Here is a 25,037-nt window from a genome sequence, read left to right on the forward strand (position 1 = left end):
TCAACGTCTGAAATATTAGCTAACATACTATTAAGTGTTATTTATACATCATGCGACTGAAGCCGACTTTCTGAATGACGATCGCGCAGCGTTGAATAAATAAAGGTGATGACAAACAGCAGGGAAAATAAAACGACTATCGTCGGCGCGGGGGCACTGTCGATGAAAAATGACAGGTATACACCCAGAAATGACGTTGCAACCGATATGGCGATAGCCAGTAATAATGCCTGGGCGAACCTGCGTGTCATTAAAATCGCAATCGCACCGGGGGCAATCAACAAGGAGATCGACAAAATAATACCTACCGACTTTAGCGTCGCGACGATAGTCAGGGCGATCATACACAGCAGACCATAATGCAGCAGTGTGGTGTTAAGACCGCTGGCCTTTGCCTGGTGCGGATCGAACGCATGCAGTAGCAGATCTTTCCATTTGAGCCCAATGATAAGCGCTATCCCCAAAGCGATAACTGCAGTCTGCACAATATCGCCCAGCGAAACGCCCAGCATGTCACCGAACAAAATATGGTCCAGATGAATTTCAGACTGGATTGACACATACAGCACCAGTCCGGCGCCAAACATACCGGAAAAGACGATCCCCATCAGGGTATCGCGCTTGATACGGCTGTTATCGTCAAGATACCCGGTGGCTACTGCGCAGAACAATCCGGCGACAAAAGCGCCAATCGCCAGCGGAATACCCGCAATCCAGGCCAGTACAATCCCCGGAAAGACCGCATGACTCATGGCATCCCCCATCAGCGCCCAACCTTTCAACACCAAAAATACCGACAGCAGCGCGCAGGGTACGGCGACGATAACGGAGATGGTCAGTGCGTTGACCATAAAGCTGAACTGAAAGGGTTCCAGTAATGTGGTTAAGAACATGAGGACTCCTTGTTCACCTGCCGGGCGCGGCGGCGGTTTGCCAGCAGACCGTGTTTGGGGGCAAAAACGAACGCCAGCAGGAATAACAGTGTTTGCAGAACCACAATAATTCCTCCGGTTGCGCCGTCCAGCCAGTAGCTTAGCCAGGCGCCAAAAAAGCTGGTCAGGCTACCGATAGCTACCGCGATAGTGAGCAGGCGTGGAAAACGATCCGTCAGTAACCAGGCGGTCGCGCCAGGCGTGACCACCAGGCAAATAACCAGAAACGCGCCGACGGTTTGCAGCGCAGCAACGGTGGAAACGGAGAGCAGCGTAAAAAATAGCAGCTTCAGCCGACCAGGATTCAGACCGATAGAGCGTGCATGGTTTTCATCGAAAAAGACCACCATCAGGTCTTTCCACTTCAGCAGCAGGATGATCAGTGAGATAACGCCGATGATCGCCAGTTGCAAAATATCTTCCGGCGCAATCGCCAGCACGTTACCGAGAATAATGGTCTGGATGTTCACCGACATCGGATTGAGTGACACCATAAACAGTCCGATACCGAAGAAAGAGGAAAATATCAGCCCGATGATGGCATCTTCTTTCAGGCGTGAGCGCTGATTGAGAAACAGCATACTGCCCGCAGCCAGTCCCCCGGAAAGAAATGCCCCCAGCGCGAAGGGAAGCCCTAACATATATGCTCCGGCAACACCGGGTACGATGGAATGCGATAGCGCATCGCCAATAAGCGACCAGCCTTTGAGCATCAGGTAGCATGAGAGGAACGCGCACAGGCCGCCGACCATCGCCGAAACCCACATGGCGTTGAGCATGTACTGGTAACCAAAGGGTTCTGTCAGCCAGTTCATGACTATTCCCCCTCGCGTGCCGCGCGACGCGAAATAAACGGGCGCTCATCATCAGTAATCACATGCTGCTCACCCCCGCTCAATGCGACGTGACGCAGAACGCCGCTGAATGCCTGTTCAAGGTTCTCGGTGGTAAAGGTGGTATCAGTTGGACCGCTTGCCAGCACGGTGCCTTTAATCATTACCGTGTAATCACAAAACTCGGTGACCGAGCCCAGGTTATGGGTGGAGACCAGCATGGTTCGGCCCTCATCACGCAATTCTCGCAGCAGATCGATGATACGGGCCTCGGTTTTTACATCGACGCCTGTGAAGGGTTCATCCAGCAAAATGACCTGCCCATCTTGTGCAATGGCCCTTGCCAGGAAAACGCGTTTTTTCTGCCCACCGGAAAGTTCACCAATCTGGCGATGGCGATAGCCCAGCATATCGACCCGCGCCAGCGCTGCATCCACGCAGGCGTGATCGTGCGCCTTTGGCCGACGCAGCCAACCCATATGGCCAAAACGTCCCATCATGACCACATCTTCCACCAGCACTGGAAATGACCAGTCCACCTCTTCAGACTGGGGCACATAAGCAATCAGATTCTGTTTTAGCGCCTTGTTGACCGGCTGTTGCAGGATAGAGATTTCCCCCTGCGCCAGCCGGACAAACCCCATCAACGCCTTAAACAGTGTTGATTTTCCGGAACCATTTATACCAACCAGCGCGGCAATCGAGCCGCCCGGAACCTGAAACGTGGCATCCCGCAGTGCGGTGTGACCGTTGCGATACGTCACCGTAACCTGATTCACGGTAATCGCAGATTGACTCATGGTTGACTCCCAAGGCCGTTGTTGATGCCGTTAACAATGGTTTGTGTGGTGACACGCAGCAGATCCAAATAGGTCGGGACCGGGCCGTCGGCAGCGCTGAGTGAATCGACGTACAGCACGCCGCCGTAATGTGCGCCAGACTCTCGGGCTACCTGACGCGCGGGTTTGTCGGACACGGTACTTTCGCTAAATACCGTGGGGATCTGATGCGCTCGTAGGGTATCGATCACCTTGCGTACCTGTTTCGGCGTACCTTGTTGATCGGCGTTGATCGGCCATAAGTACAGTTCTTTCAGATCGTTATCGCGTGCCAGATAGGAGAACGCCCCTTCGCTAGTGACCAGCCAGCGTTTATCGGCAGGAATTTTGGCAAGTTCGGCCTGGAGCGGCGCGAGCGTTTGCTGAATTTCCGCTTTATAGCGCTCGGCATTCTTCTGGTAGGTCGCTGCGTTTTCCGGGTCATATTTCATTAACGCATCGCGAATGTTATCCACGTAAATCAGTGCGTTGTCTGCTGACATCCAGGCATGCGGATTGGGTTTTCCATTGTATGGCCCTTCGCTGATGCCCATCGGTTGTACGCCGTTTGAGACCATCACTTCCGGTACGCCGGACAGATGTTGGTAGAAGCGGGCGAACCAGAGTTCCAGATTGAGACCATTCGAGAGAATTAACTGCGCGCCCTGCGCCCGCTTAATGTCTCCTGGCGTGGGCTGGTATTCGTGAATTTCAGCTCCGGGTTTGGTAATTGAACTGACGTCCGCCGCATCGCCTGCCACATTGCTTGCCATATCAGCAATTATCGTAAACGTAGTGATTACCTTAAACTTTTCTTTTGCCCAGGCAGGTGACAGCATAAGGGCCGTCAACAGGCTGGCAAGGAGAACTGACTTCAGACGAGGCAGATGTGGCATAGTATCCCTCACAACAAAGCGGTTAATTAATCATCGAATATAGCCTTTGCTATGTTATATAGCACATGGCATAAATAAATGAAAATAATTCTTATTTGCGTGGGGTAAGGATGTATCACCTTCAGGTAATAGTGCTGCGTATTTTTAAGGTGTATTATTTATGCAACTTAATTATGGAGGCATCATGTCCGGCAAACGTATTGCTCGCGAAAAAATGACGATCCAAAAAATGATCTCGCTGTACGAAAACCAGTGTCCGGAAGCGTCAGATGAGCAGGGGCATTACGATGCGTTGTTTGCCTATGCGCAAAAGCGTCTGGACAAGTGCGTGTTTGGTGAGGAAAAACCGGCCTGCAAGCAGTGCCCGGTACATTGCTATCAGCCAGCCAAACGGGAAGAGATGAAGCAAATTATGCGTTGGGCGGGGCCGAGAATGCTCTGGCGTCACCCGATTCTGACCGTGCGCCATCTGATTGATGACAAGCGTCCTGTCCCGGAATTACCTGAGAAATATCAGCGCAAGAAGTAGATTTTTTATGTCGAATGGCGGCAGTGATATAGGCCCGACAGGCAAAGCGCTATCGGGCAATAAATTACGCTTTGGTGGCAATAAGAATGGCCGAGGCTTTGATCAGCGCGATGACGCGGCTTCCCTGGCTCAGTTTCATCTCTTGCTGACTTTCGTTCGTCACAACCGCGACAATGTCAAAACCGGCATCAGTTTTGATGTGTACGGTGGCGTTAACGGCGCCTTCGGTGACCTGTGAAACGCTACCGGCAAATTGGTTACGGGCAGAGAATTTCAGGCCACTGTCTTCAGTCGCCAGCGTAACCCACGGCGCTTTGATCAGCGCAATAGCTTCTTTTCCCTTCGCCAGACCCAGTGCCTGCTGACTGCTATGGGTCACAATCGCGACCAGTTTTGCGCCGCCAGCCAGCGTCAGTTCAACTTCATCATTCACTGCGCCAGTTGCAACTGCACTGACTGTACCGGTTAATTGATTACGTGCTGATACCGCCATACTGCCTCCTTTCGTTGAGTTATCACCCAGTATAGCCACAATGGCTAAACCAGCGCATCCTTATCAATACCTAATCGCTTCATACGCGACAACAGCGTGGTTCGTTTTAGCCCCAGTCGCTGCGCAGCACCTTTAGGACCGGCGACAACGCCATTGGTCTCCTTCAGTACCCGCATAATCAGCTGGTATTCATCTTCGCCATCCTGTGCGACTTCGGTTGCGACCGGAGGGGGGGGCGGTGCCTGCGTGGTGATATCTGGTAGGGATAATTGCAGTACGTTGCCTCGGGTCAGCAGAACGGCACGTTCCACCACGTTTTCCAGTTCGCGGACGTTACCCGGCCACTCCATGCTGCTCAATGTACGAAGCGCTTCGGCAGGAATACTGTCGATATTGCGTCCCATCCGGCGAGCGATTTTAAAGGTAAAGGCTTTCACCAGCAGTGGGATGTCTTCCGGACGCTCGCGCAGCGGGGGTAAATGGATCGGGAAAACGTTCAGCCGGTAATACAGATCGTTACGGAATTCCCGATCGGCGACCATCTTTTTCAGATCGCGGTTGGTGGCGGCGATCAACCGAACGTCGGTTTGGATCAGCTTGTTGCTGCCCAGGCGTTCAAATTCCTGCTCCTGAAGTACACGTAGTAACTTCGGCTGGAGTTCCAGCGGCATGTCACCGACTTCGTCGAGGAACAGCGAGCTTTTATCCGCCAGTTCGAAACGCCCAATTCGCTGTGTGCTGGCTCCGGTAAAGGCGCCGCGCTCGTGACCAAACAGGTCGCTTTCCAGTAATCCGGCAGGCATTGCTGCGCAGTTCATCTTCACCATCCGGCGGGCATTACGTCCACTCAGATTATGAATCGCTCTGGCGATCAGCTCTTTACCCGTACCTGTCTCACCCAGAATCAATACGGTGCTGTCACTTTGCGCCACCATTTCGACCTGTTTGAGTACGCTGTACATGGCTTCGCTGCGACCTATGATTTCACCGAACTCACTGTCCACATTGTTCAGTTGCTCGGTCAGCGCCAGGTTTTCATCGACCAGACGTTCTTTCAGGCGGTGTATCTCCTGATAGGCAAGCGCGTTATCTACTGCAATGGCGACGCGTTCGGCAATCTGGCGCAGCAGTTTCAGGTTAGCGGTGGTGAAAACTTTTTCTTCACACTGCGCCAGTTTGAGCACGCCAAGCATCGTGTTGCCGGACATCAGCGGCAGCAGGCACAGCGTTTGTAACTGGTTACCCCAGGTTTCGAACAGCATGCGTTCATAAGGTGCCAGGGTATCGCGTTCGCTCAGGTTAATCAGCAGCATCTCTTTGCTGCGGAACACCCGCTCGGAAAGCGTGCCAGCTTCATCCACTTCACTCTGTTCGTGAGCCGGATGATGTTCATCCAGATAGTGGGTGGAGTAGATGCTCAACTTATTTTTACGATCGCTGCGTAACACGATGCTGATGGCATCAATGTCGAAATAGTGGTGGATCTCTTTGGCGACTTCGCTGACCAGCTCGTCAATGTCCAGTCGGGAGAGTACCGCATTGGTGATGGCGACAAGGATGCGAAAATTGTCACGTTCGCGACACAGCAAATCGTAATCGACGTTGTTGCTGACCCTGCTCTGAATTTGTTCCGCAACGACGCCGACTATCTGGGTGAAGGTCTGTAGCCGGTTGTACTCTTTTTCATTCCACGGGCGATCCTCGTTGCGGATAAATTCGCAGCCGCCAAAGATGCGTCCGTCCGCTGCCAGCGGCAGCAAACAGTAGTGACCAAATTCAGAATACAACCCGCCAGAGGCCAGCTGTGGCCAGGTTTCTGAAAACTCATGATAGTTACAGTGCAGCGCATCGGGGCGGGACAGAATACGACGTACCGGACCGTGTGCCAGTACCGTTTCGTCTTCATAGTCGATGGGTTTACCATTTTCACGCGTTGCAAAATAACGCGCACGCTGTGTCTGTGCCTGCCATAACACAATAGCCGCGCAGTCGGCCAGCGCTGAACGCTTGACCAGTTGCGAAAGCGCCTCACTAAGTGACTGAAGATCGGGCTGCTGTAATAATGTACGAGTAATATCGAACAGGCCTTGCTGTCCGAGGTCACTCATCGGTGTATACGACATATTGCTTTTCCAGGGAAAACACCGCAGAACGGTGCGAAAACGGTAAATGAATTATAGGTATAAGTCGTAAAATAGCGCCGGATGAGGCGGGTATTCAAGCCGTCGGCCTGATAAGCAAAACGCCATCAGGCAAGTAATACAGTGTAAATGCCGGATAACGACCCAAACGCGGCTTATCCGGCCAGAAACAGATTGCCAACCGGCTGCTAGCATATCCGAGGCAGTGGCTCGGCGTGTGGTAAATCGAGGGTCCGTTTCACGCCGTAAAGTCCGGCAAGACGTACACCTTTACGCTCGACGACTTCACCAATCAGCGCGGCATCGCGTCCTAAAGGATGGGCGTGGAGTGCGGCGAGTACGGCTTCAGCAGCCTGACGTTCAACGGCAATCACCAGCTTGCCTTCGTTGGCAAAATTGAGTGCGTCCAGACCCAGCAGTTCGCAAACGCCACGCACGGCAGGTTTTACGGGCAGTGCCGCTTCAGACAGCTCAATGCCAAATCCGCAAGAGGCAGCAAACTCATGTGTTACCGCATTTACGCCGCCGCGGGTGGCATCACGCAGCGCTTTCACGCCAGGAATATCGCGCAGCGTCTGGATAAGCGGCGTTAACACGGCACAGTCGCTGACCAGTTCGCCATCAAGCCCAAGCTGTTCGCGCAGGTTGAGGATAGTCGCACCGTGATCGCCAAGCGTACCACTCACCAGCAGCACATCGCCTACGCTCAGGGTTTGCGCTCCCCAGTGGATATTGGCGGGGATCGCGCCCATGCCGGCAGTGTTTATGAACAGTTTGTCCGCGGCGCCGCGCTGCACAACTTTGGTATCGCCGGTGACGATAGCAATACCCGCCTCGCGGGCGGTTGCTGCCATGCTGTTCACGACGGTTTTCAGCGTCTCCATTGGCAGACCCTCTTCGAGGATAAAACCGCAGGAGAGGTAGCGCGGTATTGCGCCACTGACAGCGACATCGTTAGCCGTACCGCAGATTGCCAGCTTGCCAATGTTGCCGCCGGGGAAGAACAGTGGATCGATAACGTAGCTGTCGGTTGAAAACGCCAGACGATCGCCTTCTGCGACCAGTTGTGCCAGTTCCAGGCGCGCCTGATCTTCCTGTTCTGCCAGCCACGGGTTAGCAAAAGCTTCCATAAACAGACTGTTGATCAACTGCTGCATAGCCTGACCGCCGCTACCGTGGGCGAGTTGTACGCTGTTCATGCTTCACACTCCTGCTGACGATACTGATACCAGGCGGCACATGCGCCTTCGGAGGAGACCATCAGGGCACCAAATGCGGTCTCCGGGTTACAGGTTTTACCAAATAATGGGCACTGATGCGGTTTGCATCGGCCAGTCAGTACCTCTCCGCAACGTGCGCGCGGATCGTCATACACCTGCTGCGGCGCTGGCTGGAAATGTGCCTCGGCATCAAAGCGCTGATAGTCCGGCGTCAGGTGAACGCCGGATGATTCGATCACGCCCAGACCCCGCCATTCGCTGTCACCGTTGACACTGAACACGTCAGCGATAGCCTGCTGTGCTAATGCGTTACCGGCATCCGGTACGACGCGGCGATACTGGTTCTCAACCTGGCTTTGGGCCGCTATTTTCTGCTCAATCAACATCACAACGCCTTGCAGTAGATCAAGCGGCTCGAAGCCGGCGACCACCAGCGGGCGATGGAAATCTGAGGCAATGAAATTATAGGCATCAGTGCCAATAACCATACTGACGTGACCTGGTGCCAAAAAGGCGTCGATACCGTTGTCCGGCTGTTCCAGCAGGCTGCGCAGCGTTGGGATCAAGGTAATGTGTTGGCAGAAAAAGTAAAAATTCTGCACGTTGCGCTGTTTTGCCTGCTGCAGAGTGATAGCGGTTGTCGGCATGGTGGTTTCAAAACCCAGGCCAAAGAACACCACTTTGCGCGTTGGGTTTTCTTCGGCCAGCTTCAGCGCATCCATCGGAGAATAGACGATACGGATATCTGCGCCGCGTGCTTTGGCCTGTAGCAGTGAGCCCTGTTTTCCCGGGACGCGCATCGCATCGCCAAAGGTGCAGAAAATCACTTCCGGGTGGCTGGCGATTTCGACACAACTGTCAATTCTGCCCATCGGCAGAACGCACACCGGGCAGCCTGGACCGTGAATAAACTCCACGTTTGCGGGCAGAAGCTGATCGAGACCGAATTTAAAGATAGCGTGGGTATGACCACCGCACACTTCCATAATGCGCAGCGGGCGTTCGGCGGTATAGGAGAGGTGAGTGGCACGCTCGCACAGATGCTCTATCAACTGCATCACCTGTTCTGGTGCTCGATATTCGTCAACAAAACGCATTTATTTTTCCTCGCCATACAGCAACGCGCCGACATCCGGCTCAACGTCAAACATGTTTTGCAGCGCGTCGAGCGTGTCGCGCGCTTCAGCTTCATTAATGATGCTCATGGCGAAACCGACGTGAACCAGTACCCACTGGCCCAGACGTGGCTCACCATTTTCATCACAGCTACCGACCAGTGTCAGATCGACGTCGCGCTGAATGCCACAAACATCGACCTTAGCCTGGTTGCCATCAATGGTGCGGATTTGACCCGGAACACCTATGCACATCGCTGATTCTCCAGCCATGACAGCCATTGATCCATCCCTTCACCGCTGGTGGCGGAAATCAGGATGATTTCAATGTCCGGGTTCACTTCCCGGGCGCTGGCGATGCACTTTTCAACATCAAAATTGAGGTAAGGCAGCAGATCCACTTTGTTGAGCAGCATCAGTGATGCAGCAGCAAACATGTGCGGGTACTTCAGCGGCTTATCTTCGCCTTCGGTAACAGAGAGCACGGCGACTTTATGACGCTCGCCGAGGTCAAAGCTGGCCGGGCAGACCAGGTTACCAACGTTCTCAATGAACAGAATGCCGTTGTCATCAAGCGGCAGACGTGGCGCAGCATCGGCAATCATTTGCGCATCGAGGTGACAACCTTTACCGGTGTTGACCTGGATTGCGGGTGTGCCGGTGGCGCGAATACGAGCGGCATCGTTAACCGTCTGCTGGTCGCCTTCAATGACGGCACATGGCACGCTGTCTTTCAGCTTCATCAGCGTTTCGGTCAGCAGCGTCGTTTTACCGGAGCCTGGGCTGGAGACGAGGTTCAGTACCAGATGCTGACGGGCAGCAAATCGGGCGCGGTTGCGCTCGGCCAGACGATTGTTTTTGTCCAGTACGTCTATTTCGACTTCCAGCATACGGCGCTGGCTCATACCTGGCGCGTGAGTTCCTGCTTCACCGTGACCGTAGTGCAGATCGCCTTCAGCGGTCTGGCTCGGTGCGAAACTGGAGGTTTTCACTCCGGTAATATTCAGTGCCGGGCGAGCCGCCGGGGCAAATGGCGCGCTGCGGAACGCCGAGTGGGGGTTATGTTCATCACCCTCTATATATAGGTTGCCTTCAGCGCAACCACATGTCGTACACATCGCTCACTCCTGATCTTTATCTTGCGGTATATCTGTTGCCGGATGGCGGCTTTGCCTTATCCGGCCTGGCAGGTGTCACCGGAATTAGTCTTCGGCGTTGCCTATTTCAATTCTTCGAATCTGTAAGCCGTCGTCGGCCACAATTCTCAGCATATCGCTATTGCATTGTGGACACCGACGCACGCGCTGCGTCAGTAACGTGACGTATTGCTGACAAGATTCGCACCAACATTCGGCTTCTTGTTCTTCGAGGTGGAGTTTACAACCTTCTGCAAGGGTGCCACGGCATACCAGATCAAAACAAAAGGCGAGAGCGCTGGTTTCTACGCAAGAAAATGCGCCAATTTTGAGCCAGACCCCCGTTACCCGCTTTGCGCCGTGTTGGGTGGCCTGTTGTTCAATCAATTCCAGTGCCCGTTGGCAGAGGGTTATTTCGTGCATATCGCCTCCTAAGGATGTTGCCGTTTTAAAAGCAATAAACATGCCAGGTTGAATTTTCACGTTTGTGACAATGTCGACGATGACGAAATGACATGTCGTCATCGCACCATAAACAAATAACCAATTGAAAAATAAACAAAATTAATTTTGGCATGAAATGTGCTTAAGGCTGTTCATCTCTGCTAAACGGGTAACCTGACATGACTATTTGGGAAATAAGCGAAAAAGCCGATTACATCGCTGAACGGCATCGTCGCCTACAGGACCAGTGGCGTATCTACTGCAACTCGCTGGTTCAGGGGATCACCCTGTCAAAAGCGCGTTTGCATCATGCGATGAGCTGCGCGCCGGACAAAGATTTGTGCTTTGTCCTTTTTGAACATTTCACTATCTACGTCACGCTGGCGGACGGCTTTAACAGCCACACCATCGAGTACTACGTTGAAACGAAAGACGGTGATGATAAGCAACTGATTGCACAGGCAGAGTTGACTCTCGACGGACAGGTCGATGATCGCATTAGCAACCGCGATCGCGAGCAGGTGCTGGAGCACTATCTCGAAAAAATCGCCAGCGTCTACGACAGCCTGTACACCGCGGTTGAAAACAATATGCCGGTGAATTTAAGCCAGCTGGTTGAAGGACATAACCCGGCTTAAGCCTCGGGTGTTGCCCACTTGAGTCATGATGCGGTTTGCTCTGCATCACGACGGTTTAGGGAATGGGCATGTCGAAAAATGTCGAAATGACATTTTCCAGACATGTTTTCGTCAAAAATGACTATCACCTGAGGAATGCCTGGTGAATCGTTTTGTAATTGCTGACTCCACTCTTTGCATTGGCTGCCACACCTGTGAGGCCGCCTGCTCAGAGACACATCGCCAGCATGGCCTGCAGTCAATGCCGCGCCTGAAAGTGATGTTAAATGAAAAAGAATCTGCACCGCAGCTTTGCCACCAGTGTGAAGATGCGCCTTGTGCCACAGTTTGCCCGGTTAATGCGATTAACCGTGTTGACGGCGCCGTACAGCTGAATGAAAGCCTGTGCGTCAGCTGCAAATTGTGCGGGATCGCCTGTCCGTTCGGCGCGATTGAGTTTTCCGGCAGCCGCCCGCTGCACATCCCGGCGAACGCCAATACGCCAAAAGCGCCTCCGGCTCCGCCGGCTCCTGCTCGTGTGAGCACACTGCTGGACTGGGTTCCGGGTGTTCGTGCTATCGCGGTGAAATGCGATCTGTGTAGCTTTGATGAACAAGGCCCGGCCTGCGTGCGTATGTGCCCGACCAAAGCCCTGCACCTGGTGAGTAACATAGATATCGCTCGCGCCAGTAAACGTAAGCGTGAGCTGACGTTCAATACCGATTTCGGCGATCTCACCTTGTTTCAGCAGGCTCAGAGTGGAGATGCAAAATGAGCGCAATTTCACTGATTAACAGCGGCGTGGCCTGGTTTACAGCGGCTGCGGTTCTGTCATTTCTGTTTTCATTTCATAAATCACTGAGCGGCTGGATTGCTGGGGTTGGCGGTGCGGTAGGCAGCCTGTGTACCGCAGCCGCCGGTTTTACCGTTCTGACCAATGCGCTGGCGGTGAGCGGCGTGATGCCGTTTATTGGTCACAGTCTGCAAATGACGCCGCTGAATGCTATCTGGCTGATTACGCTTGGCCTGTGCGGTCTGTTTGTCAGCCTGTACAACATTGACTGGCATCGTCATCCTCAGGTGAAGGCTAACGGCCTGCTGGTGAATCTGCTGATGGCCGCGGCAGTGTGCGCAGTGGTTGCCAGCAACCTCGGTACGCTGGTGGTGATGGCAGAAATCATGGCGCTGTGTGCGGTGTTCCTGACGGGCTGCAGCAAAGAAGGCAAGCTGTGGTTTGCGCTGGGGCGTATCGGCACGCTGATGTTGGCGCTCGCCTGTTATCTGGTGTGGCAACGCTACGGTACCCTGGAGCTGCGTCTGCTTGATCTGCGCACCCAGCAATTGCCGCTCGGCGCTGACATCTGGCTGCTGGGCGTGGCGGGCTTTGGCTTGCTGGCCGGGATTATCCCGCTGCACGGTTGGGTGCCACAGGCACACGCCAACGCCAGCGCGCCGGCTGCGGCATTGTTCTCTACCGTGGTCATGAAGGTCGGTTTACTGGGTATTCTCTCCCTGTCGCTGCTGGGCGGTAACGCGCCGCTGTGGTGGGGCGTTACGCTGCTGGTGTTAGGCATGATCACCGCGTTTGTTGGTGGTTTGTATGCGCTGATGGAACATAACATCCAGCGTCTGCTGGCGTACCACACGCTGGAAAACATCGGCATTATTCTGCTGGGGCTGGGGGCTGGCGTGACCGGGATTTCCCTCAATCAACCGGCACTGATTGCGCTGGGCCTGACCGGCGGTCTGTATCATCTGGTTAACCACAGTTTGTTCAAAAGCGTCTTGTTCCTGGGCGCAGGCAGCATCTGGTTCCGTACCGGTCATCGTGATATCGAAAAACTGGGCGGCATCGGTAAACGCATGCCGGTGATTTCTCTGGCGATGCTGGTTGGGCTGATGGCGATGGCTGCACTGCCGCCGCTGAACGGCTTTGCCGGTGAGTGGGTTATCTATCAATCCTTCTTCAAGCTGGGTAACAGCGGTGCATTTATTGGTCGTCTGTTAGGCCCGTTGCTGGCGGTCGGGCTGGCGATTACCGGCGCACTGGCGGTGATGTGTATGGCGAAAGTCTATGGCGTTACCTTCCTTGGCGCTCCGCGTACAAAGGAAGCGGAAAACGCCTGCTGCGCACCCATCCTGATGGGCGTGAGCGTGGTTGCGCTGGCTATCTGCTGTGTGATTGGCGGCGTTGCCGCTCCGTGGCTGCTGCCGCTTCTCTCCTCGGCGGTTCCACTGCCGCTGGAAACGGCGAATACGACGGTTTCTCAGCCGATGATCACACTGCTGCTGATCGCGTGTCCGCTGCTGCCGTTCATCATTATGGCTATTTTCAAAGGCAACCGTCTGCCGTCGCGTTCACGCGGTACCGCGTGGGTGTGTGGTTACGATCACGAGCAGTCAATGGTGATCACCGCGCACGGCTTTGCTATGCCGGTGAAAGAAGCTTTTGCGCCGGTGCTTAAACTGCGTAAATGGCTTAACCCGGTCTCACTGGTTCCGGGCTGGCAGAATGCGGCTGCACCGGTGCTGTTTCGCCGTCTGGCGCTGATTGAGCTGGCGGTGCTGGTGGTGATTGTGGTTTCACGAGGAGCCTGAGAATGAATGTTTTATATCCGTTAATTCAGGCGCTGGTGCTGTTTGCCGCGGCGCCGCTGCTGTCCGGTATTACCCGCGTGGCGCGTGCGCGTTTGCACAACCGCCGCGGTCCAGGCGTTTTGCAGGAATACCGCGACATTATCAAACTGCTGGGCCGCCAGAGCATTGCGCCTGCTGATTCCAGCTGGGTTTTCCGCCTGACGCCGTTTGTGATGGTTGGCGTGATGCTCACTATCGCCACCGCGTTGCCGGTTGTGACCGTGGGTTCGCCGCTGCCGCAGCTGGGTGATTTGATAACCTTAATCTACCTGTTCGCCATTGCCCGTTTCTTCTTTTCAATCGCGGGGCTGGATACCGGTAGCCCATTCACCGCAATCGGCGCCAGCCGTGAAGCGATGCTTGGCGTACTGGTTGAGCCCATCCTGCTGCTGGGGCTGTGGGTCGCGGCGCAGGTTGCCAGTTCAACCCATATCAGCAACATCGCTGACACCATTTATCACTGGCCTGCGGCTCGCAGTATCCCGCTGATTCTGGCGCTGTGCGCCTGTGCCTTCGCCACCTTTATCGAAATGGGCAAACTGCCGTTCGACCTGGCGGAAGCAGAACAGGAGCTGCAGGAAGGTCCACTGACCGAATACAGCGGCAGCGGTTTTGCGGTGCTGAAGTGGGGCATTAGCCTCAAACAGTTGGTGGTCCTGCAAATGTTCGTCGGCGTATTCCTGCCGTGGGGGCAGATGGAAACCTTCACCGCGGGTGGGGTGCTGCTGGCGCTGGTGATTGCCATCGTCAAGCTGGTTGTCGGCGTACTGGTGATTGCCCTGTTCGAAAACAGCATGGCGCGTCTGCGTTTTTGCGCCACTTCACGCGTGACCTGGGCCGGTTTTGGGTTTGCGTTTTTAGCGTTCGTCTCCTTGCTGGTGGCGTGATTTAAGAGAGTTTGAGCATGTCTGAAGAAAAATTAGGTCAACAATACCTTGCGGCACTGCACCAGGCATTCCCTGGCGTTGTACTGGACGAAGCCTGGCAGACCAAAGATCAGCTGACCATCACCGTGAAGGTGAACTATCTGCCAGAAGTGGTGGAGTTCCTTTATTACAAACAGGGCGGCTGGTTGTCCGTACTGTTTGGTAACGACGAACGCCAGTTGTGCGGTCATTACGCCGTTTACTACGTGATGTCGATGGAGCAGGGTACCAAGTGCTGGATAACCGTCCGCGTTGAAGTCGATGCCAATAAACTGGAATTCCCATCTGTTACGCCTCGCGTACCCGCAGCTGTCTGGGGTGAGCGAGAAGTGCGTGATATGTACGGTTTGATCCCAGTGGGTCTTCCGGATGAACGTCGTCTGGTCCTGCCGGATGACTGGCCGGACGAACTCTATCCGCTGCGTAAAGACAGCATGGATTACCGTCAGCGCCCCGCGCCGACTACCGATGCTGAAACCTACGAGTTCATCAACGAACTGGGTGACAAGAAAAATAACGTAGTGCCGATTGGCCCGCTGCACGTGACCTCCGATGAACCGGGCCACTTCCGTCTGTTTGTTGATGGCGAAAATATCATCGACGCCGACTACCGTCTGTTCTATGTCCACCGTGGCATGGAAAAGCTGGCAGAAACCCGTATGGGTTATAACGAAGTGACGTTCCTGTCGGACCGTGTTTGTGGCATCTGTGGTTTTGCTCACAGCACCGCGTACACCACGTCCGTCGAGAATGCGATGGGTATCGTGGTGCCGGAACGTGCACAAATGATCCGCGCCATTCTGCTGGAAGTTGAACGTCTGCACTCGCACCTGCTGAACCTCGGTCTTGCCTGTCACTTTACCGGTTTCGATTCGGGCTTCATGCAGTTCTTCCGCGTGCGTGAAACGTCCATGAAAATGGCGGAAATTCTCACCGGGGCGCGTAAAACCTACGGTCTGAACCTGATAGGCGGCATCCGTCGTGACCTGTTGAAAGAAGATATGATCCAGACCCGTCAACTGGCACAGCAAATGCGTCGTGATGTTCAGGAGCTGGTCGATATGCTGCTCAGCACGCCGAACATGGAACAGCGTACTGTTGGCATTGGTCGTCTGGACCCGGAAATTGCCCGTGACTTCAGTAACGTTGGTCCAATGGTTCGCGCCAGCGGCCACGCGCGTGATACCCGCGCAGACCACCCGTTCGTAGGCTACGGTCTGCTGCCGATGGAAGTCCACAGCGAGCAAGGTTGTGACGTCATTTCTCGTCTGAAAGTCCGTATCAACGAAGTCTATACCGCACTGAACATGATCGACTTTGGTCTGGATAACCTGCCGGGCGGCCCGCTGATGGTGGAAGGCTTTACCTATATTCCACACCGTTTTGCGCTGGGCTTTGCCGAAGCGCCGCGTGGTGATGACATCCACTGGAGCATGACCGGCGACAACCAGAAACTGTACCGCTGGCGCTGCCGTGCAGCCACCTATGCGAACTGGCCGACGCTGCGTTACATGCTGCGCGGTAACACGGTTTCCGATGCTCCGCTGATTATCGGTAGCCTCGATCCTTGCTACTCCTGTACTGACCGTATGACCGTGGTCGATGTGCGTAAGAAGAAAAGCAAAGTCGTGCCGTACAAAGAACTTGAGCGCTACAGCATCGAGCGTAAAAACTCGCCGCTGAAATAAGGAATCGCCATGTTTACCTTTATCAAAAAAGTCATCAAAACCGGGGCGCCGACGTCGTCGTATCCACTGGAGCCGATTGCGGTCGATAAAAACTTCCGTGGTAAGCCGGAACACAATCCACAGCAATGTATTGGCTGCGCAGCCTGTGTGAATGCGTGCCCGTCCAATGCGCTGACGGTCGAAACCGATCTGGTCACCCATGAGCTGGCGTGGCAATTCAATCTCGGACGCTGCATTTTCTGTGCCCGCTGTGAAGAAGTTTGCCCGACGGCGGCAATCAAGCTGTCACAGGAGTATGAGCTGGCGGTGTGGAAGAAAGAGGATTTCCTGCAGCAGTCTCGCTTTGCACTGTGCAATTGTCGCGTATGTAACCGTCCATTTGCGGTGCAAAAAGAGATTGATTACGCCATTGCGCTGCTGAAGCACAACGGTGACACCCGTGCGGAAAACCACCGTGAAAGCTTTGAGACCTGCCCGGACTGTAAGCGCCAGAAATGTCTGGTGCCGTCTGACCGTATTGAACTGACTCGCCATATGAAAGAGGCCAGCTGATGAGCAATTTATTAGGCCCACGTGATGCCAACGGTATTCCGGTACCGATGACGGTGGATGAATCCATTGCCAGCATGAAAGCATCGCTGCTGAAAAGTATCAAGCGTTCAGCGTATGTTTACCGTGTGGACTGCGGCGGTTGCAATGGTTGTGAAATCGAAATCTTTGCGACGCTTTCCCCACTGTTTGATGCCGAACGTTTCGGTATCAAAGTCGTCCCATCACCGCGTCATGCGGATATTCTGTTGTTCACTGGCGCGGTAACCCGTGCGATGCGCTCTCCGGCACTGCGTGCCTGGCAGTCTGCGCCAGACCCGAAGATTTGCATCTCCTACGGAGCCTGCGGTAACAGCGGTGGTATTTTCCACGACCTATACTGCGTATGGGGCGGTACCGACAAAATTGTACCAGTGGATGTGTATATTCCGGGCTGTCCTCCGACGCCTGCGGCGACACTGTACGGTTTTGCGATGGCGCTTGGCCTGTTGGAACAGAAAATTCATGCACGTGCGCCGGGCGAACTGGACGAACAACCTGCTGAAATTCTGCATCCGGATATGGTTCAACCGCTGCGCGTGAAGGTGGATCGCGAAGCGCGCCGTCTGGCGGGCTATCGCTATGGCCGCCAGATTGCAGATGATTATATGCTGCAGTTAGGTCAGGGTGAGCAGCAGGTGGCACGCTGGCTGGAGACGGAAAACGATCCGCGTCTGACCGAGATCGTCACCCATCTTAACCATGTAGTCGAAGAGGCGCGTATCCGATGAGTGAAACGGTGGTGTTCAGTCAACTGAGCCGTAAGTTTATTGATGAGAACGATGCAACGCCCGCCGAGGCGCAGCAGGTTGTCTATTACAGCCTGGCGATTGGTCACCACCTGGGGGTCATCGATTGTCTGGAGGCGGCGTTAACCTGTCCATGGGATGAGTATCTGGCGTGGATTGCCACACTTGCCGAAGGCAGCGAAGCCCGACGTAAAATGGAAGGTGTGCCGAAGTACGGCGAAATCGTCATCGATTTTAACCATGTGCAAATGCTGGCGCGCGCGTTTGATGACGCGCTCGCCGTACAGACGCCGCAGCAGCGGGAATGGAGCAAGCTGATGCTGAGTATGCTTCATGACATTCACCAGGAAAGCGCTATCTATCTGATGGTGAGGAGACACCGTGACTGACGTTTTATTATGTGTGGGTAACAGCATGATGGGCGATGACGGCGCGGGTCCGCTGTTGGCTGAAATGTGTGCTGCAAATCCTCAGGGCAACTGGGTTGTCATTGATGGCGGCAGCGCGCCGGAGAACGATATCGTCGCGATCCGTGAACTGCGCCCTGAACGTCTGTTGATTGTGGATGCCACCGATATGGGGTTAAACCCCGGCGAAACCCGTATCATCGATCCTGATGATATTGCCGAGATGTTCATGATGACCACGCACAACATGCCACTGAACTACCTGGTCGATCAGCTGAGAGACGATGTTGGTGAGGTTATTTTCCTCGGTATTCAGCCGGATATCGTCGGCTTTTACTACCCTATGACACAGCCAATCAAAGAGGCGGTTGAAACCGTGTATCAGCGATTAGCTGGGTGGGAAGGCCATGGTGGATTCTCTGAGTTAGAAGCCCCGGAAGAATAACCTGTACCTGTGCCGGATGCGTTGTGCATCCGGCCTGTTTTGCTCCTCATATCCTTTGCTATTCCGTCGCTTGCTCAATAATTAATCTTCCCTGCATCACTGACACCTTCACTGCCGTACCGGTAGGGAACCCGGCCTGTTCCAGCCAGTCGCCATTCAGCGTTAACGAGGCGTGTCGGCTGATACGTAGCGTGAAACCTGTCTTACGATCTTCATGGCGTTTTCTGACATACCCCACGGTTAAACGGCGTACGGGCTTGGTGATTTCCACGGTTGTTTTGTCATTTTTATCCGACATAAACGCGTCCTTGTGCTGAATGGTTAAGACGAAAAACTACTGAATAAAATGCCAGTAAAAAAGCATGCGGGCAAACCTGAAACTGGAAGGGGGATTCCACATTAAGAATGCAATTAATGAAATGAAAATGAGCGGAGTTGCCGGAAGGGAGGAACCTCCCGGTCGGGTCGGTACATCAATGAAAAACAGGTTTCGCGGTCTTTTTTCAGTGCGGTTCACACATCTTCAGGTTTGCACGAATACGGGTAGAAATTTCCCGCCCGCCTGCAGCCAACCTGGTTTTGCGGGTTGATTTCATGGGCGATTTGCGTCGCGATTGCTCCGTCAGTTTCACGTTGACTGCTGTCATTAGTCATCGTCACTAGTGACGATGACACCCCTTGCCGCGCCAGAATAAAATAAAAAATCTTAAATAACAGTTAATTAAATTCTGGCACGATTTGTGTATGTTTCGGCAGATAATCTGTCATTGCTGGAGAATTTGATGAACCGTTTCATCATTGCAGACGCCAATAAATGCATTGGTTGCCGTACCTGTGAAGTGGCCTGCGTGGTATCCCATCAGGATAACCAGGACTGCGCATCGCTGACCCCTGAAACCTTTTTACCCCGCATTCACGTGATCAAAGGTGTGAATGTCTCCACGGCGACGCTGTGTCGTCAGTGTGAAGATGCACCGTGCGCTAACGTCTGTCCGAATGGTGCAATCAGCCGTGATAAAGGCTTTGTCCACGTGATGCAGGAACGCTGCATTGGTTGCAAAACCTGCGTTGTGGCTTGCCCTTACGGTGCGATGGAAGTGGTTGTACGTCCGGTTGTGCGTAACAGCGGTGCGGGTCTGAATGTCCGTGCAGAAAAAGCCGAAGCCAATAAATGCGACCTGTGCCACCACCGCGAAGCGGGACCTGCCTGTATGGAAGTTTGCCCGACGCACGCCCTGATTTATGTCGATCGCAATAAACTCGAGCAACTGAGCGCCGAAAAACGTCGCCGCGCCGCGCTGGACTCTACCGCATCTTTGCTGTTCTGATCGTTACAAATCCGCGTAAAATACGGTAGTACTTATGCCGGATGGCGGCTTCGCCTTATCCGGCCTACTGTTCGCATCCACGTAGGCCAGATTAGCGTAGCGCCATCAGGTAAACCGGGATAGATGACTGCGGAAACGACTTAATGACAATAAACCACCACTCCGGCGTACAGCTACGTATTCGCGGCAAGGTTCAGGGCGTCGGATTTCGCCCCTTTGTCTGGCAACTGGCGCAGCGCCTGCAGCTACACGGCGACGTGTGTAACGACGGTGATGGCGTGGTTGTGCGATTGCTGGAAGAACCCGCGGCGTTTATTACCCAGTTGCATCAGCACTGCCCGCCGCTGGCACGTATCGATAGCGTCGAGAGCGAACCGTTTGTCTGGACGCAGCAGCCTGCCGATTTCTCGATTCGCCAAAGCGCGGGCGGAACGATGAATACGCAAATTGTCCCCGATGCCGCGACCTGCCCTGAATGCCTTGTTGAAATGAACACCCCCGGCGAACGTCGTTATCGCTATCCCTTTATCAATTGTACCCACTGTGGCCCACGCTTTACGATTATCCGCGCGATGCCGTATGACCGTCCGTTGACCGTCATGGCGTCTTTCCCGCTCTGCCCGCAGTGCGACAAAGAGTATCGCGATCCGTATGACCGTCGCTTCCATGCCCAGCCCGTTGCTTGCCCGGCATGCGGCCCGCATCTGGAATGGATCAGTACTGACGTGCGTGCTGAAAAAGAAGACGCACTGCAGGCGGCGGTGTCACAGCTGAAAGCGGGCGGTATTGTGGCCGTGAAAGGCATTGGCGGATTTCATCTGGTCTGCGATGCCCGTAATGATAATGCCGTGGCCCGACTCAGGCAGCGTAAACACCGTCCGGCTAAGCCTCTGGCGGTGATGTTGCCTGATAGTAACGGATTGCCAGAGGCCGCTCGTCGTCTGTTGACAACGCCCGCCGCGCCGATCGTGTTGGTGAATAAACACGATGTGGTTTCGCTCAGTGAGGGAATTGCGCCAGGGCTGACGGAAGTTGGCGCCATGCTGCCAGCGAATCCGTTACAGCATTTGCTCTTACAGGAGATGAATGGCCCACTGGTGATGACCTCCGGCAACCTCAGCGGCAGGCCACCGGCCATTACCAATGCGCAGGCTCTGGATGATTTGCGTGAGATTGCCGACGGTTTCCTGCTGCACAACCGTGAAATTGTGCAGCGTATGGATGACTCTGTGGTACGTCAAAGCGGGGAAATGCTGCGCCGATCCCGGGGCTACGTGCCGGATGCGGTTGCGCTACCGCCGGGCTTTCGCGATGTGCCGCCGATGTTGTGTTTAGGCGCAGATTTAAAAAATACTTTCTGCCTGGTGCGTGGTGAGCAGGCGGTTATCAGTCAGCATTTGGGCGATCTTAGCGATGATGGTATTCAACATCAGTGGCGTGACGCGTTGCGCCTGATCCAGAATATTTATGACTTTACGCCGCAGCGTATCGTCCATGACGCGCACCCTGGTTATGTTTCCAGCCAGTGGGCCAGCGAGATGAATCTGCCGACTGAAACGGTGCTGCATCATCATGCACATGCTGCTGCGTGCCTGGCCGAGCACGGCTGGCCGCTGGACGGTGGCGACGTGATTGCCCTGACGCTGGACGGCATCGGCATGGGCGAAAACGGTGCGCTGTGGGGCGGCGAGTGTCTGCGGGTCAATTATCGCGAATGCGAACACCTTGGTGGCTTACCTGCCGTGGCGTTGGTCGGCGGCGATCTGGCGGCAAAACAGCCGTGGCGAAATCTGTTGGCGCAGTGCCTGCATTTTGTCCCTGACTGGCAGCGTTACCCGGAAACAGCAGTGTTGCAACAGCAAAACTGGAATGTACTGGCACGCGCCATCGAGCGGGGGATCAATGCTCCGCTGGCATCGTCGTGCGGGCGCTTGTTTGATGCGGTTGCCGCCGCGCTGCATTGCGCGCCGCAATCACTGAGCTACGAAGGGGAAGCGGCCTGTGCCCTGGAGGCGCTGGCTTCCCAGTGCGCGGGTGTTGAACACCCGGTGACGATACCGCTTAACAATAACCAACTGGATTTAGCGGTTTTCTGGCAGCAGTGGCTGAACTGGCAGGTAACGGGCCCTGAACGCGCATGGGCGTTTCACGACGCGCTGGCGCGAGGTTTTGCCACCCTGATGCGCGAACACGCATCCACGCGCGGGATCAAGACGCTGGTGTTCAGCGGCGGCGTGATGCACAACCGCTTGCTGTCAGCCCGGCTGGCGTTTTATCTGCATGATTTTACCTTACTGTTCCCGCAGCGTTTACCGGCGGGTGACGGTGGATTGTCATTGGGGCAGGGGGTGATTGCCGCCGCGCGAGCGTTAGGGCAAAAATAAAAAAAGCCCCGGGACTGGCGGGGCAAGAAAAACATGTCGGGGCATACCGACAAGTGGCAACGCACATCCGTGTGCGTGAGGTTAATAAATCAAGCAACGGTACAATGGACTTACACGGGCAACATTTTCAGTAGCGCAAAGGCCTCTTTCATCCGATCTTCGCTTACTACGAAGGCACACAGTTGGCCTTCGCTGTTCATTCCTCTGGCGACCATACCTTGCGCTTCGGCGGCAATATGCCAGTTCAGATCGCGGCGCTGGGTTTCCCCCGCCAGGTGTAATGGCAGCTCAGGCGTTTTGATTTTTACCAGCATGGCCGGTAGCTTCAGTGGCGCGTTACCGCCGAGCAGGTTCTTCGCCAAATACATCGCGCTCAGTTGAATCGGCTGCAGGAACGGCAGGACTTGACCATTAATTTCCGCACAGTCGCCGAGCGCATAAATGTCCGGGTGGCTGGTTTGCAGGTAGCTGTCGACGCAAACGCCCCGATTGATGTTCAATCCGGCGCGACGCGCCAGTGCGGTTTCCGGACGCAGACCGGTTGCAGCGATCACCGCATCAACTTCTACACTACGGTGACGATCGAGCGTGGCGCAAATACCCGTGCTGGTTTTCTCCAGGCTCTGCAACTGTGATTTCAACAACAGATGCACACCCATGTCGGTCAGACGATGCTGCAGGCGGCTGCTGACTTCCGGCGGCATTAACGAGGCCAGAATGCTGGCTGCGTTATCGATTAGCGTCACCGCTTTACCGGCACGACAGAAATCCATCGCCAGTTCACTGCCAATCAGACCACCACCGACAATCAGTACGCGCCGGGCATCACGCAGTTGAGTTTCGCAGGCGCGGTACTCTTGCTGGCTATTCAGAGTAAGCATTAACTCACGCCCGGAAACCGGCGGCACAAAAGCCGATGCGCCCGTTGCCAGTACCAGCTTGTCGTACTCCCACTGCTGCTCCTGGCTTTTCACCACGTGAGCATCCGTGTCGATATCAGTAACCCAGGTATGCGGAAACAGGCGTAAGTTAAACTGTTCGGCAAACTCACCCGCCGACTGGCGGGTGAGGTCGTCTGCACGCTGGGCCTGACTGATCACGTGGCTGAGATCGGGCTTGTTGTACTCATCCATGCTGTCAGCGGCAATCAGGGTCAACGGAACCGTTGCATCCTGTTTACGGATATTTTTGACTAACTGGCGGGCGGCAAAGCCCGAACCAATAATGACCATTCCGCGGCTCATTTTGCCTCCGTTGCCAGTACGTCGAAGACGTCTTTACCTAATGAACATTCCGGGCACAGGAAGTTGTCCGGAACTTCGCTCCATGGTGTACCCGGTGCGACATCCTGCAGCGGCTCACCTTTTGCTGGATCGTAGATCCACTGACACACGCTGCACTGCATGCTTGGGCCGAGGTCAGCGGCAGCCGCCGCGGCACAGGCGCACTCCTCTTCTTTGATTGCTGCTTTCACGGTCGTTTCCGGCAGCGGAGCAAGTGCCCACTGACGTGCAATTTCACGACCGTGCTGACGGCACAATTCCAGCGCGTCCAGATCCGGGCGCCATTTCGCTTTCAGACTCAGCGACATTTCAAAACCGGCATCCTGCAGACGGGTAGATAAACGGTCTACCGCACCGCCGCTCCAGCCGTGTGAACCGAAGGCGCTGGCGCGTTTGTTACGAAAACGCAGGCCGGTCATCTCTTCCACCAGACCAGCAATTTTCGGCATCATCACGTTGTTCATCGTTGAAGTCCCGACCAGCACGCCTTTAGAGCGGAAGACGTTAGTCAGGACTTCGTTTTTATCGCTGCGGGCAACGTTAAAGATTTTTACCGCGACGTTCGGGTCAACTTCGTTGATGCCCTGGGCAATTGCATCGGCCATCATGCGGGTGTTGTTCGACATGGTGTCGTAGAAAATGGTGATGCGGTCTTCCTGGTAATCCGCCGCCCATTTCAGGTACATCTCCACGATTTGTGTTGGGTTGTCGCGCCATACCACACCGTGGGAAGTGGCAATCATATCGACCGGCAGGTTGAAGCCGAGGATCTCAGTGATTTTGGGTGTGACCAGACGGCTGAACGGGGTCAGAATATTGGCGTAGTAGCGCTGGCACTGTTCGAACAACTCAGTCTGATCCACTTCGTCATTGAATAAGCGTTCGTCACAATAGTGCTGACCAAAGGCGTCGTTACTGAACAGTACCGCATCACCGGTCATGTAGGTCATCATGCTGTCCGGCCAGTGCAGCATGGGGGTTTCCACGAAGATCAGCTGTTTGCCGTTACCAATATCCAGCGAGTCGCCGGTTTTCACCACGTTAAAGTTCCATTCCGGGTGATGGTGGTGACCGTTGATGGAGTCAATGGCGTTGGCTGTGCAGTAAATCGGGGTATCCGGGATACAGGACATCAGCTCGGTCAGCGCCCCGGCGTGGTCTTCTTCCGCATGGTTAATGACGATGTAGTCAATATCCGCCAGGTCAATTTCACTGCGCAGATTCTGCACGAATTCACGGCTAAACTTGTGGTCTACTGTATCGATCAGGACATTTTTTTCTTCACGAATAAGATAGCTATTGTAGCTGCTGCCGCGCAGCGTTTTGTATTCGGTTCCGTGGAAATCACGCACTTCCCAGTCACGTTGGCCAACCCAATGAATGTTATTTTTAACCAGAATAGACATAGCAACCTCAATTAATTCAGCG

At 54.6% G+C, this 25,037-nt stretch carries 26 protein-coding genes and 1 pseudogene; 12 read left to right on the forward strand and 15 right to left on the reverse strand.

What is annotated here, in order from left to right:
* Positions 1 to 41: 41 nt before the first annotated feature.
* Genes sitD through OGX95_RS12945 form a run of 4 tightly spaced genes read right to left on the reverse strand, consistent with a single transcriptional unit; the run spans position 42 to position 3,479 of the window.
* Entirely contained in the window at positions 42 to 893 is an 852-nt protein-coding gene (gene sitD, locus OGX95_RS12930; RefSeq protein ID WP_286629686.1) for an iron/manganese ABC transporter permease subunit SitD, read from the reverse strand.
* On the reverse strand, positions 884 to 1,747 hold the full coding sequence (sitC, locus tag OGX95_RS12935) for an iron/manganese ABC transporter permease subunit SitC (protein ID WP_286629687.1): 864 nt from the start codon (positions 1,745 to 1,747) through the stop codon (positions 884 to 886). The genes sitD and sitC overlap by 10 nt, the downstream gene beginning before the upstream one ends.
* Positions 1,748 to 1,749: 2 nt before the next feature.
* Positions 1,750 to 2,565: an iron/manganese ABC transporter ATP-binding protein SitB gene (gene sitB, locus OGX95_RS12940; protein ID WP_286629688.1), complete on the reverse strand. Its 816-nt coding sequence runs from the start codon at positions 2,563 to 2,565 to the stop codon at positions 1,750 to 1,752.
* Positions 2,562 to 3,479 carry a metal ABC transporter substrate-binding protein gene (locus OGX95_RS12945; RefSeq protein WP_286629689.1) on the reverse strand — a complete coding sequence of 306 codons (918 nt, stop codon included), beginning with the start codon at positions 3,477 to 3,479 and terminating at the stop codon, positions 2,562 to 2,564. The genes sitB and OGX95_RS12945 overlap by 4 nt, the downstream gene beginning before the upstream one ends.
* A gap of 184 nt (positions 3,480 to 3,663) precedes the next feature.
* Between OGX95_RS12945 and OGX95_RS12950 the strand changes: the two genes are divergently transcribed.
* Positions 3,664 to 4,008 carry a nitrous oxide-stimulated promoter family protein gene (locus tag OGX95_RS12950; RefSeq protein ID WP_286629738.1) on the forward strand — a complete coding sequence of 115 codons (345 nt, stop codon included), beginning with the start codon at positions 3,664 to 3,666 and terminating at the stop codon, positions 4,006 to 4,008.
* A 64-nt stretch (positions 4,009 to 4,072) separates the two neighbouring features.
* Here OGX95_RS12950 and OGX95_RS12955 read toward each other — a convergent pair whose 3' ends face one another.
* The 7 genes from OGX95_RS12955 to hypA form a co-directional block, all read right to left on the reverse strand.
* The gene (locus OGX95_RS12955) at positions 4,073 to 4,501 is read right to left on the reverse strand and encodes a TOBE domain-containing protein (RefSeq protein WP_286629690.1); all 429 of its coding nucleotides are present in this window, start codon (positions 4,499 to 4,501) and stop codon (positions 4,073 to 4,075) included.
* Between the two features lie 44 nt (positions 4,502 to 4,545).
* On the reverse strand, positions 4,546 to 6,624 hold the full coding sequence (gene flhA, locus OGX95_RS12960) for a formate hydrogenlyase transcriptional activator FlhA (protein ID WP_286629691.1): 2,079 nt from the start codon (positions 6,622 to 6,624) through the stop codon (positions 4,546 to 4,548).
* Positions 6,625 to 6,830: 206 nt separating this feature from the next.
* The gene (hypE, locus tag OGX95_RS12965; RefSeq protein ID WP_286629692.1) at positions 6,831 to 7,841 is read right to left on the reverse strand and encodes a hydrogenase maturation carbamoyl dehydratase HypE; all 1,011 of its coding nucleotides are present in this window, start codon (positions 7,839 to 7,841) and stop codon (positions 6,831 to 6,833) included.
* Positions 7,838 to 8,959 (reverse strand): hydrogenase formation protein HypD, encoded by a 1,122-nt coding sequence (gene hypD, locus OGX95_RS12970; protein WP_286629693.1) that lies wholly within the window; start codon positions 8,957 to 8,959, stop codon positions 7,838 to 7,840. The genes hypE and hypD overlap by 4 nt, the downstream gene beginning before the upstream one ends.
* Positions 8,960 to 9,232 carry a hydrogenase 3 maturation protein HypC gene (hypC, locus tag OGX95_RS12975; protein WP_006687161.1) on the reverse strand — a complete coding sequence of 91 codons (273 nt, stop codon included), beginning with the start codon at positions 9,230 to 9,232 and terminating at the stop codon, positions 8,960 to 8,962.
* Positions 9,223 to 10,095, reverse strand: a complete 873-nt coding sequence (hypB, locus tag OGX95_RS12980) for a hydrogenase nickel incorporation protein HypB (protein WP_124020831.1) — start codon at positions 10,093 to 10,095, stop codon at positions 9,223 to 9,225. The genes hypC and hypB overlap by 10 nt, the downstream gene beginning before the upstream one ends.
* Positions 10,096 to 10,179: 84 nt before the next feature.
* Complete coding sequence (hypA, locus tag OGX95_RS12985; RefSeq protein ID WP_286629694.1) at positions 10,180 to 10,536, reverse strand: hydrogenase maturation nickel metallochaperone HypA; 357 nt, start codon at positions 10,534 to 10,536, stop codon at positions 10,180 to 10,182.
* Positions 10,537 to 10,736: 200 nt separating this feature from the next.
* Here hypA and hycA point away from each other — a divergent pair, with 200 nt between their 5' ends.
* The 9 genes from hycA to hycI all read left to right on the forward strand — a co-directional run bounded on the left by hycA (position 10,737) and on the right by hycI (position 18,614).
* Positions 10,737 to 11,195, forward strand: coding sequence for a formate hydrogenlyase regulator HycA (gene hycA, locus OGX95_RS12990; RefSeq protein WP_286629695.1), 459 nt, complete (start codon positions 10,737 to 10,739; stop codon positions 11,193 to 11,195).
* 142 nt (positions 11,196 to 11,337) lie between these two features.
* Complete coding sequence (hycB, locus tag OGX95_RS12995) at positions 11,338 to 11,949, forward strand: formate hydrogenlyase subunit HycB (RefSeq protein ID WP_271441806.1); 612 nt, start codon at positions 11,338 to 11,340, stop codon at positions 11,947 to 11,949.
* Positions 11,946 to 13,772 (forward strand): formate hydrogenlyase subunit 3, encoded by a 1,827-nt coding sequence (gene hycC / locus OGX95_RS13000; RefSeq protein WP_286629697.1) that lies wholly within the window; start codon positions 11,946 to 11,948, stop codon positions 13,770 to 13,772. The genes hycB and hycC overlap by 4 nt, the downstream gene beginning before the upstream one ends.
* A gap of 2 nt (positions 13,773 to 13,774) precedes the next feature.
* Positions 13,775 to 14,698 carry a respiratory chain complex I subunit 1 family protein gene (locus OGX95_RS13005; RefSeq protein ID WP_286629698.1) on the forward strand — a complete coding sequence of 308 codons (924 nt, stop codon included), beginning with the start codon at positions 13,775 to 13,777 and terminating at the stop codon, positions 14,696 to 14,698.
* A 17-nt stretch (positions 14,699 to 14,715) separates the two neighbouring features.
* The gene (gene hycE / locus OGX95_RS13010) at positions 14,716 to 16,425 is read left to right on the forward strand and encodes a formate hydrogenlyase subunit HycE (RefSeq protein ID WP_003037393.1); all 1,710 of its coding nucleotides are present in this window, start codon (positions 14,716 to 14,718) and stop codon (positions 16,423 to 16,425) included.
* A 9-nt stretch (positions 16,426 to 16,434) separates the two neighbouring features.
* Positions 16,435 to 16,977 carry a formate hydrogenlyase subunit HycF gene (gene hycF / locus OGX95_RS13015; protein ID WP_286629699.1) on the forward strand — a complete coding sequence of 181 codons (543 nt, stop codon included), beginning with the start codon at positions 16,435 to 16,437 and terminating at the stop codon, positions 16,975 to 16,977.
* A complete protein-coding gene (gene hycG / locus OGX95_RS13020; RefSeq protein ID WP_271449793.1) occupies positions 16,977 to 17,744 on the forward strand; it encodes a formate hydrogenlyase subunit HycG in 768 nt (255 codons plus the stop codon). The genes hycF and hycG overlap by 1 nt, the downstream gene beginning before the upstream one ends.
* Complete coding sequence (locus OGX95_RS13025; RefSeq protein WP_286629700.1) at positions 17,741 to 18,151, forward strand: formate hydrogenlyase maturation HycH family protein; 411 nt, start codon at positions 17,741 to 17,743, stop codon at positions 18,149 to 18,151. Before hycG ends, OGX95_RS13025 begins: the two co-directional genes overlap by 4 nt.
* On the forward strand, positions 18,144 to 18,614 hold the full coding sequence (gene hycI / locus OGX95_RS13030) for a hydrogenase maturation peptidase HycI (RefSeq protein ID WP_286629701.1): 471 nt from the start codon (positions 18,144 to 18,146) through the stop codon (positions 18,612 to 18,614). Before OGX95_RS13025 ends, hycI begins: the two co-directional genes overlap by 8 nt.
* A 58-nt stretch (positions 18,615 to 18,672) precedes the next feature.
* Here hycI and OGX95_RS13035 read toward each other — a convergent pair whose 3' ends face one another.
* Together OGX95_RS13035 and OGX95_RS23015 are read right to left on the reverse strand one after the other, a co-directional pair.
* Positions 18,673 to 18,912, reverse strand: a complete 240-nt coding sequence (locus OGX95_RS13035) for a SymE family type I addiction module toxin (RefSeq protein WP_286629702.1) — start codon at positions 18,910 to 18,912, stop codon at positions 18,673 to 18,675.
* A gap of 162 nt (positions 18,913 to 19,074) precedes the next feature.
* Positions 19,075 to 19,232, reverse strand: a pseudogene (locus tag OGX95_RS23015) (6-phospho-beta-glucosidase); the annotation flags it as partial.
* Between the two features lie 164 nt (positions 19,233 to 19,396).
* Here OGX95_RS23015 and hydN point away from each other — a divergent pair.
* Together hydN and hypF are read left to right on the forward strand one after the other, a co-directional pair.
* The gene (hydN, locus tag OGX95_RS13045; protein ID WP_003037366.1) at positions 19,397 to 19,942 is read left to right on the forward strand and encodes an electron transport protein HydN; all 546 of its coding nucleotides are present in this window, start codon (positions 19,397 to 19,399) and stop codon (positions 19,940 to 19,942) included.
* Positions 19,943 to 20,085: 143 nt separating this feature from the next.
* Complete coding sequence (gene hypF / locus OGX95_RS13050; protein ID WP_286629703.1) at positions 20,086 to 22,326, forward strand: carbamoyltransferase HypF; 2,241 nt, start codon at positions 20,086 to 20,088, stop codon at positions 22,324 to 22,326.
* 110 nt (positions 22,327 to 22,436) lie between these two features.
* Here hypF and norW read toward each other — a convergent pair whose 3' ends face one another.
* Both norW and norV read right to left on the reverse strand, forming a co-directional pair.
* Positions 22,437 to 23,570, reverse strand: coding sequence for an NADH:flavorubredoxin reductase NorW (gene norW / locus OGX95_RS13055; protein ID WP_286629704.1), 1,134 nt, complete (start codon positions 23,568 to 23,570; stop codon positions 22,437 to 22,439).
* Entirely contained in the window at positions 23,567 to 25,015 is a 1,449-nt protein-coding gene (norV, locus tag OGX95_RS13060) for an anaerobic nitric oxide reductase flavorubredoxin (protein WP_286629705.1), read from the reverse strand. Before norV ends, norW begins: the two co-directional genes overlap by 4 nt.
* Positions 25,016 to 25,037: the final 22 nt, after the last annotated feature.

Source organism: Citrobacter sp. Cu233, assembly GCF_030332225.1.
Taxonomy (GTDB): Bacteria; Pseudomonadota; Gammaproteobacteria; order Enterobacterales; family Enterobacteriaceae; genus Citrobacter.

What these genes read in the sequence shown, in the direction of transcription:
- sitD (WP_286629686.1), bottom strand. Translation starts at nt 893, where the DNA reads ATGTTCTTAACCACATTACTGGAACCCTTTCAGTTCAGCTTTATGGTC.
- sitC (WP_286629687.1), bottom strand. Translation starts at nt 1,747, where the DNA reads ATGAACTGGCTGACAGAACCCTTTGGTTACCAGTACATGCTCAACGCC.
- sitB (WP_286629688.1), bottom strand. Translation starts at nt 2,565, where the DNA reads ATGAGTCAATCTGCGATTACCGTGAATCAGGTTACGGTGACGTATCGC.
- OGX95_RS12945 (WP_286629689.1), bottom strand. Translation starts at nt 3,479, where the DNA reads ATGCCACATCTGCCTCGTCTGAAGTCAGTTCTCCTTGCCAGCCTGTTG.
- OGX95_RS12950 (WP_286629738.1), top strand. Translation starts at nt 3,664, where the DNA reads ATGTCCGGCAAACGTATTGCTCGCGAAAAAATGACGATCCAAAAAATG.
- OGX95_RS12955 (WP_286629690.1), bottom strand. Translation starts at nt 4,501, where the DNA reads ATGGCGGTATCAGCACGTAATCAATTAACCGGTACAGTCAGTGCAGTT.
- flhA (WP_286629691.1), bottom strand. Translation starts at nt 6,624, where the DNA reads ATGTCGTATACACCGATGAGTGACCTCGGACAGCAAGGCCTGTTCGAT.
- hypE (WP_286629692.1), bottom strand. Translation starts at nt 7,841, where the DNA reads ATGAACAGCGTACAACTCGCCCACGGTAGCGGCGGTCAGGCTATGCAG.
- hypD (WP_286629693.1), bottom strand. Translation starts at nt 8,959, where the DNA reads ATGCGTTTTGTTGACGAATATCGAGCACCAGAACAGGTGATGCAGTTG.
- hypC (WP_006687161.1), bottom strand. Translation starts at nt 9,232, where the DNA reads ATGTGCATAGGTGTTCCGGGTCAAATCCGCACCATTGATGGCAACCAG.
- hypB (WP_124020831.1), bottom strand. Translation starts at nt 10,095, where the DNA reads ATGTGTACGACATGTGGTTGCGCTGAAGGCAACCTATATATAGAGGGT.
- hypA (WP_286629694.1), bottom strand. Translation starts at nt 10,536, where the DNA reads ATGCACGAAATAACCCTCTGCCAACGGGCACTGGAATTGATTGAACAA.
- hycA (WP_286629695.1), top strand. Translation starts at nt 10,737, where the DNA reads ATGACTATTTGGGAAATAAGCGAAAAAGCCGATTACATCGCTGAACGG.
- hycC (WP_286629697.1), top strand. Translation starts at nt 11,946, where the DNA reads ATGAGCGCAATTTCACTGATTAACAGCGGCGTGGCCTGGTTTACAGCG.
- OGX95_RS13005 (WP_286629698.1), top strand. Translation starts at nt 13,775, where the DNA reads ATGAATGTTTTATATCCGTTAATTCAGGCGCTGGTGCTGTTTGCCGCG.
- hycE (WP_003037393.1), top strand. Translation starts at nt 14,716, where the DNA reads ATGTCTGAAGAAAAATTAGGTCAACAATACCTTGCGGCACTGCACCAG.
- hycF (WP_286629699.1), top strand. Translation starts at nt 16,435, where the DNA reads ATGTTTACCTTTATCAAAAAAGTCATCAAAACCGGGGCGCCGACGTCG.
- hycG (WP_271449793.1), top strand. Translation starts at nt 16,977, where the DNA reads ATGAGCAATTTATTAGGCCCACGTGATGCCAACGGTATTCCGGTACCG.
- OGX95_RS13025 (WP_286629700.1), top strand. Translation starts at nt 17,741, where the DNA reads ATGAGTGAAACGGTGGTGTTCAGTCAACTGAGCCGTAAGTTTATTGAT.
- OGX95_RS13035 (WP_286629702.1), bottom strand. Translation starts at nt 18,912, where the DNA reads ATGTCGGATAAAAATGACAAAACAACCGTGGAAATCACCAAGCCCGTA.
- hydN (WP_003037366.1), top strand. Translation starts at nt 19,397, where the DNA reads ATGAACCGTTTCATCATTGCAGACGCCAATAAATGCATTGGTTGCCGT.
- hypF (WP_286629703.1), top strand. Translation starts at nt 20,086, where the DNA reads ATGACAATAAACCACCACTCCGGCGTACAGCTACGTATTCGCGGCAAG.
- norW (WP_286629704.1), bottom strand. Translation starts at nt 23,570, where the DNA reads ATGAGCCGCGGAATGGTCATTATTGGTTCGGGCTTTGCCGCCCGCCAG.
- norV (WP_286629705.1), bottom strand. Translation starts at nt 25,015, where the DNA reads ATGTCTATTCTGGTTAAAAATAACATTCATTGGGTTGGCCAACGTGAC.